10 protein-coding genes are annotated in these 13,289 nt (G+C 32.6%); 1 reads left to right on the forward strand and 9 read right to left on the reverse strand.

Annotated features, from left to right (window positions below; all coding sequences use genetic code 11):
• Positions 1-68: 68 nt before the first annotated feature.
• The 3 genes from mnmA to G7A72_RS04505 all read right to left on the reverse strand — a co-directional run bounded on the left by mnmA (position 69) and on the right by G7A72_RS04505 (position 3,369).
• Positions 69-1,256, reverse strand: a complete 1,188-nt coding sequence (gene mnmA, locus G7A72_RS04495) for a tRNA 2-thiouridine(34) synthase MnmA (protein ID WP_165151592.1) — start codon at positions 1,254-1,256, stop codon at positions 69-71.
• A 467-nt stretch (positions 1,257-1,723) separates the two neighbouring features.
• On the reverse strand, positions 1,724-2,344 hold the full coding sequence (locus G7A72_RS04500; protein ID WP_241258575.1) for a murein L,D-transpeptidase catalytic domain-containing protein: 621 nt from the start codon (positions 2,342-2,344) through the stop codon (positions 1,724-1,726).
• A 311-nt stretch (positions 2,345-2,655) separates the two neighbouring features.
• Complete coding sequence (locus G7A72_RS04505; protein ID WP_165151593.1) at positions 2,656-3,369, reverse strand: toxin-antitoxin system YwqK family antitoxin; 714 nt, start codon at positions 3,367-3,369, stop codon at positions 2,656-2,658.
• A gap of 465 nt (positions 3,370-3,834) precedes the next feature.
• Between G7A72_RS04505 and G7A72_RS04510 the strand changes: the two genes are divergently transcribed.
• Positions 3,835-4,797, forward strand: coding sequence for a fasciclin domain-containing protein (locus tag G7A72_RS04510; protein ID WP_165151594.1), 963 nt, complete (start codon positions 3,835-3,837; stop codon positions 4,795-4,797).
• A 48-nt stretch (positions 4,798-4,845) separates the two neighbouring features.
• On the opposite strand, the gene yidC is transcribed toward G7A72_RS04510, so the two are convergent.
• From yidC to G7A72_RS04540, 6 genes are all read right to left on the reverse strand, one after another.
• Positions 4,846-6,750 (reverse strand): membrane protein insertase YidC, encoded by a 1,905-nt coding sequence (gene yidC / locus G7A72_RS04515; RefSeq protein WP_113666722.1) that lies wholly within the window; start codon positions 6,748-6,750, stop codon positions 4,846-4,848.
• Between the two features lie 55 nt (positions 6,751-6,805).
• Entirely contained in the window at positions 6,806-8,419 is a 1,614-nt protein-coding gene (locus G7A72_RS04520; protein ID WP_113666721.1) for a CTP synthase, read from the reverse strand.
• 162 nt (positions 8,420-8,581) lie between these two features.
• Positions 8,582-8,812: a DUF3820 family protein gene (locus G7A72_RS04525; protein WP_113666720.1), complete on the reverse strand. Its 231-nt coding sequence runs from the start codon at positions 8,810-8,812 to the stop codon at positions 8,582-8,584.
• 81 nt (positions 8,813-8,893) lie between these two features.
• Positions 8,894-9,295 (reverse strand): OsmC family protein, encoded by a 402-nt coding sequence (locus tag G7A72_RS04530; protein WP_165151595.1) that lies wholly within the window; start codon positions 9,293-9,295, stop codon positions 8,894-8,896.
• Positions 9,295-11,247, reverse strand: a complete 1,953-nt coding sequence (locus G7A72_RS04535) for a LysM peptidoglycan-binding domain-containing protein (protein ID WP_165151596.1) — start codon at positions 11,245-11,247, stop codon at positions 9,295-9,297. The genes G7A72_RS04530 and G7A72_RS04535 overlap by 1 nt, the downstream gene beginning before the upstream one ends.
• 84 nt (positions 11,248-11,331) lie before the next feature.
• Positions 11,332-13,248: a LysM peptidoglycan-binding domain-containing protein gene (locus tag G7A72_RS04540; RefSeq protein ID WP_165151597.1), complete on the reverse strand. Its 1,917-nt coding sequence runs from the start codon at positions 13,246-13,248 to the stop codon at positions 11,332-11,334.
• Positions 13,249-13,289 lie beyond the last annotated feature (41 nt).

Genomic DNA, 13,289 nt, shown 5'->3' on the forward strand with positions numbered 1-13,289 from the left:
GCAATTTTTTATTCCACTCCTACTTACATCAAAGGAAACGTTTATTGAAATTAAAATAATGCACTAAACTAAGAAATTACACCAGAACCAACTAATTCTTCACCTAAATACCAAGCTGCAAATTGCCCTTCGGTTATGGCGGATTGTGGTTCATCAAAAGCTATGTACATTTCATTTTCGAATTGATGTAAAGTAGCTTTTTGCAATGGCTGTCTGTAACGTATTCTTGCCATTACCTCCATTGTCTCTCCATTGGCCAAAGCCAAATCTTTACGAATCCAATGCACTTCATCTTTCTCAATACGCAACGCTTTCTTGAATAATCCAGGATGCTGACTGGTTAATCCGGTATAAATTGTATTGGTTTCAACATTGGTGGCGATAATAAATAATGGATCCGTTGTTCCTCCTACATTTAATCCTTTTCGTTGTCCAATAGTAAAGTAATGGGCCCCTTGATGCTTCCCTACTACTTTCCCCATTTGTGGCGTATACGGAATTTTTCTTGCTTCTAATTTTAAAGCATCCTCAACACTTAGTCCTTCTTGTATTTCAGAACTGTAAACAGAATCATTTTTATCTATTTGAATTATAATCCCATCTTTCGGCTGCAATTTTTGTTGCAAAAATTCCGGCAAACGTACTTTTCCAATAAAACATAAACCTTGCGAATCTTTCTTTTCAGCTGTGATCAAATCCATTTTAGCTGCTATTTCACGAACCTCAGGTTTTGTTAATTCTCCTATAGGAAATAAAGATTTAGCCAATTGTTCTTGTGATAATTGACATAGAAAATACGACTGATCTTTATTAGTATCTGCACCGGCTATTAATTGATAAATCGTTTCTCCATTCTTTTCGATTTCCGTTTTCTGGCAATAATGTCCTGTGGCCACAAAATCAGCGCCCAAACTCAAAGCAATTTTCATGAAAACCTCAAATTTTATTTCACGATTACAGAGTACATCGGGGTTTGGAGTTCTCCCTTTTTCATATTCACTGAACATATAGTCCACGATTTTCTCCTGGTATTCTTCGCTTAAATCAACGGTTTGAAATGGAATTCCTAATTTTTCGGCAACAAGCAATGCATCATTACTGTCTTCCAGCCACGGGCATTCATTAGAAATAGTGACTGAATCGTCATGCCAATTCTTCATAAAAAGACCTATTACTTCATATCCTTGTTCTTGCAACAAATAAGCTGCAACACTTGAATCTACACCTCCGGAAAGTCCTACAACAACACGCTTCATCTTCAAAAAATTATAATTTTATAAGGGTCCAAAGTTACAAAAGATTTGCAAGAGTATTTGTTATCTATAAAGTTAATTGTTATCCGATTTTGTTACATTTCCAGAACCAGTAATCTGCGTTTTTACAGATCAAAATGAACTTAATATGAAGTGAAAATTTTAATAAGATGCTAATTGATTTGAATTAGAAACAAATAAAGATCAGCCAATTTTGCTTTTTTAAATTACATTCTTCTCTAAAATAGTCAACGGAATAATTTAAAAAAAGTGCTGCTACTATTGCTGAATGATCCATTTTAGAAAGTGTCAAAAATATTATTGAAGCAACTTCTGTAAATAATTTGATTGACAAAAGGTTTCATTCGGTCGAAAAATCGTTGCTTTAAAATAAATCGCTAATCAAAAAACCTCATTCAGAATTTCTTGAATGAGGTTTTTATAGTACACATTTTACCTTTATCGTATTATCAATAGAAAATATCTAAAATGATATTTGTTTTTGAATTATCAATTAACTTTTCAATTCTTTTATAAAATTCCACATTTATCATTGGACAGCCAAAACTTTTACAAATTGGATTCTCTTGTTCTCCAAAAGGCACTTTAGAATATTTATGAAGAACAATATTTCTCGCAAAAGCTTTATTATTTGTTTCCTCTAAGCCGAATAATTTGTATGATTTTCCAAATTGCCCATTATAGCTGGATCCTATACTGTACTTACCTAATGAGGTAGAAAGAGAATTAGGTTCATTGCTAAAAATTAGTTCACCTTCAGTTTGTGTTTGTGAGCCAATACCATGAGCAACCAAACCTTGATCGATTATTACATTGTTCTTTAAGTCGTAGACAAAAAATCTATTTTTCCCAGACATAATCTTCATATCAATAATGAAAGCGATTTCATTATTATATTTAGAATTATTGACAATAAATTTCTTAATAATTTTTGCTCGATTAAAAAGTTTTTCCTCTGTAGCATTATTAAACACCGAAATTATGGTACTATCATTAGTGTTTTTTGACAAAATTTTGATACTAAACATCAACATTACAATTGACATTAAAACAAAAAAAAGTTTTTTCATTTTATCTATATTACGTTTTATTTATCTAAAATATTAGAGGGCTACAGACTATTTTATAGACGAAATGCAATACTAAACTAAGACAAAGCTAGTACGTTTTGATTACAATTTATAAATTAAATTTTGCAAAAATAAACCTTTTACACAATATCAATACACTCATTAGCAATTAATTAACAGGTGAAAAATTGAATTATTCGTCTTGTTAAATTTATCCATTAAGAATTTGAATAAAAATAAATCTATTATTAAATCATAACTAATTTTACCGAAATTTATTTTATGTCAAAATAATTAATTTTTAAAAAAATTTACAATTTAGATTTTGTTGCATTTTCCGGAAAGCTCATATTCATTTCTTTTACTAATTTTCCTTTCTCAAAAAAATGCCAAATTCCAGCTTTCTTTCCATTTACAAATTGCCCTTTAGAAACCATGTTCCCATTAGAATCTCTAAAGATTGCCAAACCGCTATATTGATCATTCTTGAAAATAGACTCTTCAAGTACAATTCCATTCTCCGTATATTTTTTATAAAAACCATTTTTTGAATTATTTTTATAATTAATTTCTTCCGCAATTTTACCACTTAGATAAAAAACGGTACGCAAACCTTCCAACTTACCTTTACTATAGTGTTCCGTTGTCATTATATTTTTAGAGGCTAGATGGTAATATTTCCATTGTCCTTCAAATACTTTATTGACCACTTTCCCTTCACTGACTTTATTTTTATTCTGATCATAAAAAATGGTATAAGCCGAATTGTCTTTTGCATTAAACTCCCTTGTGGCAATTATAGATTTGGCTTTAGTGTCATCAAAAAAATTAAAAATTCCTATTTCTTTTCCGTGCTCAAAAGTCCCTTCATATCTTGGGCGTTTAGATTCCTCATAAAACCCTTTCCATACGCCTTGCTTTTTCCCTTTTGCATCTAATTTATTAGAATCGGTTTGGGATACAACATTTTGGCTGAAAAGCGCAAAAATTAAAAAGGCAAAAAAACTAATCTTATATTTTATCATTACTACTCTGTATTTAGTCCACACTTTAAAACTGAGAATCTTCTTTTTTATTTTAGCAAAAATACGAATTTATTAGAGTTGGTGCTCGCTCTATTATTTCACAAATAAAATACACTATTCTTTTAAGTCAACACAAAATCACAGCAAATTTCAAACTTTAAATCCAACCAATTCGCTTCGTGATATTGAAATAATTATCTCTACAAATATTTAAAATAAAGCATTTTATAAATTGTTTAAGCATCCTGTTACTATTCTTTTCTAATAGTGTATTGAAAATAACCCTAAAACCCATATAATATTGAACAACAACGTGTTAAATACTATTTTATGCAGTTAAAATAAAAATTAAACAACTTTAAAAAAAATAATAAATTTTCACATTGTTCATTATTTTTAGATAAAAAATAAACAAAATTAGAAATCAGTTTACTAATTTAGAGGAAACAAATAAACAAAAACACTATGAAAAATGTATCTAAAATTAAAAATTGGGCTCTGATTGTATTATTTTCAATCGCAGCAGTATCGTGTGATGACGACGATAACAATGTAGTCGTTGACAACACCATTACAGGAAAAGCAACTGCCACTGCTAACTTAAGTATCTTGGTTCAGGCACTTGTCAAAGCTGATTTAGCAACTACTTTAAAAGGAGCTGGTCCATACACTGTTTTTGCTCCAACGAATGACGCTTTCACCGCTTTCCTTGCCACAACGCCTTATGCTACAATAAATGATGTTCCGAAAGAGGCTTTGACACAAATTTTATTAAATCATGTTGTTACAGGCGCAGTGAAGTCTACTGATTTAACTACAGGTTACATAAAGACTTTAGCCAAAGGAACTGCATCCACGACTAATACCTTGAGTATGTATGTTAACACCTCATCAGGAGTGAAACTCAACGGAATTGCAACAGTTACAACTGCGGACATCATGGCTTCTAATGGCGTAATACACATCGTAGATAAAGTTATTGATTTACCAACTATTGTAACTCATGCTGCTGCAAATGCCAATTTTAGTACTTTAGTTAGTGTGCTGAATCGATCAGGTCAACCCAATTTTATAACTGCATTATCAGCAACTGGTCCATTTACTGTTTTTGCTCCTACAAATGCTGCCTTTACTGCATTAAATACTGAATTAGCTCCAGGAGGAATTGCAGGAGTTTCCGCAGCAAACCTGACTAAAGTTCTACAATATCATGTGGTAAGTCCGGCTAATGTTTTAGCAGCAAGTTTAACAGAAGGTCAAATTGTAACTCCAATTTTGACACCAGCACAAACTTTTACAATTCAACTTACTGGTGGCGCGAAAATTAAAGATGCTAACAACAGGATTTCAAATATTATCATAACTGATGTACAATGTTCCAATGGTGTCATTCATGCCATAGACAAAGTCCTATTACCTATTCTGTAATTTTTAAAACAAAAAAAAAGCTCTCAAAATTGAGAGCTTTTTTTTGTTTTATTTTTTCTTCTGTTGTGCTTTTTGAGCTTCGGCTTGTTCCATCACTTCTTGCAATTTTTTCTGGAATTTACCTTGTTTCTTAGGCTCTTTCAATTTGTTCTCTTGAATTTGAGCATGAATTTTATCACTATCAATAAAGTATCGCTTGATAACAATCATAATTCCAATGGTAATCAGATTCGAAATAAAGTTATACAAACTCAATCCCGCGCCATAACTGTTAAAGAAAAACAACATCATTATTGGCGAAACATAAATCATGATTTTCATCATCTTCGCCATATCCGGCATGCCTTCTTGTTGTGGAGCAGCCATTTGTTGGTCGCCAGAAGTCATTTTCATATAGAAGAAAATCGCAATCGAAGCCAGTACTGGAAACAAACTGATGTGATTTCCGTAAAAAGGAATATAGAAAGGCAAACGTATAACTTCATCAAAAGACGATAAATCATCTGCCCAAAGGAAACTTTTTTGTCTCAACTCAAAAGCTGAAGGGAAAAACTGAAACGAAGCATACATAAAAGGAAGCTGAATCAGTGCTGGAATACAACCTGCCATAGGATTCACTCCCGCTTTGTTATACAACTTCATGGTTTCCTGTTGCTTTTTCATTGGGTCTTTTTTGAATTTTTCTCCCAACTCAGTGATTTCAGGACGCAATACTTTCATCTTCGCTTGTGACAAGAACGATTTAAAAGTGATAGGCGACATTGCAATTTTTATTAGAATCGTAAAAATGATAATCGCAATTCCGTAAGCAATGTAAGAACTTAAAAATCCGAATAACGGGATAAATATAAACTTATTAATCCAGCCGAAAATACCCCAACCTAAAGGAATAATCTTGTCTAAATTTTTATCATAGTCTTTTAAAGTTTTGTAATCCGTCGGACCAAAATACCAACTCATTTTGTGGTCTAATTCTCCATTAGTAAAAGCTAAAGGAATATTAGCTTTAAACTGTTTCGTGAAAATTGTATCTACTTTTTCATCTAAAACCAACTTAGTCGATTTCAAAGATGATTTAGCAAAAGGAGTATTTGTCAATAATATAGTTGAAAAAAAATGTTGTTTAAAAGCTATGTATTTAACATTTTCAGGAATCTCTTCTTTATCTTTTCCGTCGCCTACATAATCAAATTTTTTATCTCCATACTCAAAATACAGAAGTGTATATCTGTCTTCATAGGAAACACTTTTCTCATTTCTGTAGGTTTTCAAATTCCATTCTAAATCCAATGGTTTTGCAGTATTCAATACTTTATTCAACCCTTGAGAACGAATATCAAAACCAATCATGTAATCGTTAGGCTTCAAAATGTATTTGTACTCCAAGAATTCATTGGCTCCCGCTTTCAATTTCATGGACAATATTTGATCTGCTCCAACTTTCGTTAAAGTAGGTTCAAAATATAAATCTTTTGAGTTTAAAGTACGGTTATCACTAGTCAGTAATTGCACATTTAAATTGGCATTATTGTCTTTTACCAATTGAACTAATTGTCCGGAACCTTTCTTAAACTTTTCGAATTGTTTCAAAGTCGCTTCAACAATATATCCTCCTTTATTGGCAATTGTCAGCTTCACCAAATCATTTTCGATAGTGGTAACACCCGCTTTCGCAGAAGGAAGCGTCGCAGAATACGCAAAATTCCCTAGTGTCTTTTGCAATTGTGCCAGTTGAGTAGAATCTCCCGTAGTTGCTACTGCAACTGTCGCTTTTGCAACAGTTTTAGCTTCTAACTCTTTTGCTTTAGCTTCTCTAATTAACAACTCTTTTTGTGCTTTTTCAGCTGCAACCACTTTCGGGTCCGGTTGATTTTGGTACATGATAAAAACCAAAATAACAAAAATTAATGCAAAACCGATAATCGAATTGAGGTCAAATTTCTTTTGTTCCATTGTAATTAAAAAAGTTTAAAATTTAAAGTTTAAAGTTCAGCTCCATAGAATTATATTATTTCTTCTTCGCTAGAACAGCTGCTGCCACAAAATTCACAAAAATAGGATGTGGATTCGCAACCGTACTTTTATATTCCGGATGGTATTGTACCCCAATAAAAAATGGATGATTTTCTATTTCTACAATCTCAACCAATCCGGTATCAGGATTTACTCCTGAAGCAATCAATCCTGCATTTTGCAATTGCGCCACATAATTGCTATTGTATTCATAACGATGACGGTGACGCTCTGAAATCGTTTCTTTTCCATATATTTTGTAGGCCAATGAATCTTTTTTGATGTCACATTTCCATGCACCAAGACGCATTGTCCCTCCTTTGTCCGTAACTGTTTTTTGCTCTTCCATAAGGTTTACCACCGGATGAGACGTGTGTTCATTCATTTCGGTTGAATTGGCATCAGTATAACCCAGAACATTTCTTGAATATTCTATGATTGCCATTTGCATTCCCAAACAAATACCGAAAAACGGCATTTTATTTTCACGCGCATATTGGACTGCTGCAATTTTGCCTTCAATTCCTCTTTCTCCAAAACCTGGCGCAACCAAAATTGCGTCTAAACCAGAAAATTTCTCGCTTATATTATTCGCGTCAATATGTTCAGAATGAATGGAAACTACATTTACTTTAGTTTCATTCGCAGCACCTGCATGAATGAAAGCTTCCAAAATAGATTTGTAACAATCCTGCATTTCAACATATTTTCCAACCAAACCGATATTCACAGTATGCTTTGGATTTTTTAATCGGCGTAAAAAAGTATTCCAGTTTTTTAAATCAGGGGCCGCTTTTTTAGGTAAATCTAATTTTTTTAACGCAACAACATCAAGTCCTTCTTCCAACATTAAATTAGGAACTTCATAAATAGTCGAAGCATCGATAGACTGGATAACCGCTTCTCTTTTTACATTACAAAACAAAGCCAGTTTGTTGCGTAATTCTTCAGAAAGTTCATGCTCAGTTCTACAAACCAAGATGTCGGCTTTTATCCCACTCTCCATCAACGTCTTAACAGAATGCTGTGTTGGTTTTGTTTTCAATTCTCCCGCAGCAGCCAAATAAGGTATTAAAGTAAGATGAATTACAATGGCATTATGTTCTCCTAAATCCCAAACCAATTGACGAACAGATTCAATATATGGCAAAGATTCAATATCTCCTACCGTTCCACCAATTTCCGTAATTACAATATCGTAGTCACCGGAATTTCCAAGCAACTGCATTCTTTCCTTGATTTCATTGGTAATATGAGGTACAACTTGAACCGTTTTACCAAGAAATTCTCCTCTTCTTTCTTTTTCAATAACCGAAAGATAAATCCTTCCTGTTGTAACATTATTCGCCTGAGAAGTAGGAACATTCAAAAAACGTTCGTAATGCCCTAAATCCAAATCGGTTTCTGCACCATCATCAGTAACATAACATTCCCCATGCTCATAAGGGTTTAATGTCCCGGGATCTACATTAAGGTATGGGTCAAACTTTTGGATGGTTGTACGGTATCCTCTTGCTTGTAACAATTTTGCCAAAGATGCAGCAATGATTCCTTTCCCTAAGGAAGAAGTCACACCGCCAGTAACAAAAATATATTTCGTTTGATTCATTCTGTTGTTGTTTGTGTTGTAGTTGTGTAAAAAACGTGGCAAAAGTACAAATTTAATTGGACTATTAGAATATTAGCTTGTTAGATTTTCAGACTCTTTTTTGGTTAAAAAAAAAGCAAAATACAATTCTCTAAAAATCTATGGAGTCTTATAGATGCTATCCTATGGTTTTGGATAACGTTTTTTTATATTCCTAATTAACTCCTCCAGACCGTTGAGCTTCAATTCATAAATTAATTTCAGCTGTTCACCTAATTCTCCTTTAGGAAACCCTTTATTGCTGTACCAAACAATGTAATATTCAGGAATATCAATAAGAAACCATCCTTCATACTTACCAAAAGGCATTTTAGTATGGGCTAGCTTAACGAGTTGTTTTTGGTTTTGATCCATTTTTTATAAAAAAGAAGCAAGAGATAAGAATCAAGAACTATTACTACTTCTTGTTTCTTATCTCTTGCTTCTCAAATCTCTTTATTTCCAGTTAAAAATTATTCTTTTCTCGATTTCAGGGTGCAAGCTTAAAAAAACGGGACAAGTCATCGCTACTCTTTCCAGTATGATTTTGTTTTTTTCCTCTGCCGTTCCGTACATCTCAAAAGCAATTTCTACTGCACCGATACGCCTTGGTTCTGCATTCATAATTTTAATTACTTCGGCGGTAGAACCTGTCAAATCAACTTCCATTTCTTGTGCCTTAATACCCATTATGGTCATCATGCAAGTTGCTAATGCGTTTGCAACAGTATCCGTTGGAGAAAAAGCCTCACCTTTTCCGTTATTGTCTACCGGAGCGTCCGAAAGGATTTCGGTTCCTGATTGCAAATGAATAGAAGACGTTCTCAAATCCCCTAAATAAGTCACTATTGATGTCATTAATTCGCTTCTTTTATGGTTAAATCCGTGTCATAATATAAAATATAGATTCCTTTATTGGTATAACCGCCGTCCTCTTTTTTATAAAATTCGAATTTATTGTCAATTTGCTCCGTTGCCGCAGCATCAATTGTTTCCTGGTATTTTTTATCCTGTGACAAACGCAACATCGTATCAAAAGTTAAATCAAATCCACGAGTAGCAAAAACACTAGGATAAATTTTGTTTTTCTTTCTAAATTCCTTTTCGAAAATTAAAGCTTCAGGAGATTCATTTTCACGGGTAACTGAAGGATACATTAATTTTAATTTGGTTAAATTTCCAAAATTAATTTCATCAGTATCCAACGTTTCATTAGGTTCCAAAATTACCAACTGTACTTTAAATGAAGGCATCGCACTTAACATTGCCGCAATTGTCGTTTTTATCATTCCCGTGTTTCCAGTTTCCATTACGACATAGTTTATCTTGTCTTTTACAAATAAACTTTTCAAGTTTTCAGCAGAAACGCCACCATTTTCGGTAAGCGCTGAAAATCGTACATCTTTGTGATTCTCTTTGATAAACTGAATTATCGAACCTTTTTTCTTGTCTACAACCGCTACCATGTTACCACCTTTGGAACGCATGTAATCGAACATGGCATTTTTGACTGCTTCAGGAGCTGGAATCGATTGAAAAATGTTAGCGTATGAAGCTCCTAAATCTTTAGACAAAGGCGAAATTACAGGAACTTGATTTGGCAACAGTAATTCGGCAGTTTTCTCCACATTGCTTTGGTAGAATGGTCCAATTATGGCATCCGAATTTTCTAAATCATTACTTTTGATCAGAGCAGCAACATTGGAACTATTTTTAGTCTCCTGAGAATCGAAGATTTTCACATCAATATTAAGTCCTAATGTTTTAGCGGAATCAATAGCAATTAGTGCTCCAGCATAAAAATCCAATGTCATATTCAAGAATTTATCCTTTTTTAAGCGCATTGCAGTCGAATTGACCGTATCGCCTTGAATCTTGGATATGTTAAACGGCAACAGCAGTACCAGCTTTTTTCTGCCGTTACTTCGCTTGTTGTTTGACAATTCTGTGTATTCTTTTTTAACTTGTGGAGAAAATGCTATTGTAGCAGGAAATTTCAAAACCATACCTTCAATAACGCCTTGAGCCAATTCAGGATTGAGCGCTGTTAATTCCTCCTGACTTATACCTGCCATTTTAGACAAACTATATAAGGTCTCTTTAGGCTTTACAATATAATTTAAGTAATTTACTGCAGAAGCTGTTTTTACTGGATTTGTAGTAACAATCTCTTTTTTAGATTCACTAACCGGAACAGTTTTATCTAGTTTTTGTCTCGAAGTTTCGGGATTGCCTTTAATCAATAATTTAAATCCTTCCGGTAAATTAGTGACTACTTCAGGATTTTTGCGTTCTAATTCCTCAATCGTAATTCCGTATTGCTTTGCTATAGAATATTTAGTTTCTTTTGGAAGCACATAATGAAACACCACTTTTTCAGTGATTGGAGTATTATTTTTCAAAATAACATTCGAAGGAATTGTAAGCGTCTGTCCAATTTGTAAACCCTCTTTTTCAAGAAAAGGATTCGCTTGTTTTAATGCTTCATCTGTAACACCATATTTTTTCTCAATTCCATACAAAGTCTCTTTTGGCATTACTTGATGCATTGTAGACGGTGTACTTTTTTTGGTTTGAACTACTACTTGCTTTCCAGAATTTTGAGGAATTAACAAGATTGTATTGGGTTTCAAACCACTTTGTGCATCTGGATTTAATTGATAAATATCATAAGGAGTGACTTTATATTTTTGTGCAATTTGATTTATAGTTTCTCCTTTTGTTACATTATGTTGTATCACTTTATTTTGAGCTTGACTCGGAAAATAAATAAAAAAAAGAACAACAAAGAATGTTAAAAAATATTTCATGCTGAGTATAATAAATTAATTTTTTAGTTTTTGTAAAATTAGTAATGAACTTTAAAAAGAGTAGTTAATTGTTTCCTAAATAAATTAATTCTGTTCAATCTTTACAACAAACATTTTTTCAAAGAATTCTTTGTTTTTTTTCTGTTTGTATTCATAAAGAGCTTCTTCTTCAGTAGTAAAAAATTCAGTAAAGACATAATATGACATAATATTTACATTAAAGAAAAAACTGGAATTCAATTCTCCGGCATCAATCAATTTCATTATAAATTTATCTCTGTCCTCTGCTTCACTAAAATCTCCTAAAACAATGTAATACCCTGCCGGCACTTCCTTAAGATTATCTAATATTTCTATTTTAGATCTATTTCCGTCACTTAAAGAATCCTGCTTTATAGCTTCTTTTATCTCCACTAGATTTTGTTGGTTTAAATCTTTAGAAACTGGATTTTGATTTTGAGACTCCTGCGCTTTATTTTGGTATCTTTTTAATCGCACCAACGCTAATTTATCATCAAAATTTCTTGCTTCTCTGCTATAAAAAGTAGCCATACTAATATGTCTTTTTAATTCAATTTTTTTCTCTCCGCCCAACGAATCAATTTTTTTAAGAAGCACTTCATTTAATTCATCTCTTCGTTTTTGGTCTGATTCCATCTTTTTATAAGTATCAAGAGAAGTAATTTCATTGTCAGACTCCGCGAGATCAGCTTTACTATTTTCCCTTACTTTCTTCTTGTATTCAATATTTTTTTCAACAGCGATGCGCTGCACCTTATTCATCAATGTAGAATACACTTTTCTATTTTGAGCTAAATCTTTTTTCAATTGAAATGACAATTCACTGGTTCTAGAAATACTTTCATACGATTTAGCTTCCAATTGCTTTGATTTCTCTAGATTTTCAATCTCAGTATTTTTTAATTCTGACAAATCTTCATTCATCGTGTACACTAATGAATCTAATTTTGAAATCAATATATCCTGAATATTTTTATTAGCTTCTAAGACTAACTTAAGCCTTTCCTCTGAACCTTCTTTGGCATCATCTATCTCGTTAAGGTCAATTTTTAAATTATTAACTCTAATAACTTTTTGATTTATTTCTTTTTGAACGGTGAGCTTGTCTTTTAAATCCTCTAATTGAAGATTTTTAGCTTTGGTTTTCTCTACCACTACTTGCTTCTCTGCCAATGCAATCATCAACTCTTCATTTTCGTTTGAAGGAGTTATCTGCTTAACATTTATAGCCAATTTATTTCCTTGAGTTAATCCATTTACAATTTCAGGATTTTGTGATTCTAATTGATCAATTGTAATTCCGTATTTTTTGGCTATTGAGTATTTAGTTTCTTTAAACTGAACGTCATGAAAAATAGTTTCAGAATTAATAATTCTGGTTCTTCCATCTACTGTTTTTCGTTTGTTTGGTATGACTAAATTTTGTCCTACTTGTAATCCTACTTTAAAAATATCTGAATTAGCTTTGTCTAAATCCTGAACAGACACGTTATACAATCTTGCAATACCAAACAAGGATTCTTTAGGAAGTACTTTATGAGTAATTTTTGAATTAGCAGCATTTATGGTTTGCTGGTCAGACCCTGTTTTTTTAGATTCAAAAGATCTCGGAATGACTAACTCCTGTCCTGTTTTTAAGCCATTAACGAGCACTGCTTCGTTTACCTCTCGAAGTGCTTCAACTTTTACATTGTATTTTGTAGCTAAACCGTAAAGTGTTTCTTTAGGACCTACAATGTGAATAACACTATCACTTTGATGTAAGACAACATTAGGAACACTAAGAAGTTGGTTTTCTTGAATTCCGGACTGAGATTCCGGATTAAGTTTATAAATAGCTGCAGGGGTTGTTTTGTACTTTAATGCGATTTGTGTTATTGTTTCCCCTTTAACAACGGTATGTTGCATTACGCTTTCTTGTCCAAGAATGACATTTGAAAACAATATTACTAAAAACAAAATTCGTAAAAATTCTTTCATAAATTATGATTTAAAACAATTAAGTCATCACAAATGTAATG

The sequence above is a fragment of the Flavobacterium sp. Sr18 genome (assembly GCF_011064265.1).
Classification (GTDB): Bacteria; Bacteroidota; Bacteroidia; order Flavobacteriales; family Flavobacteriaceae; genus Flavobacterium; species Flavobacterium petrolei.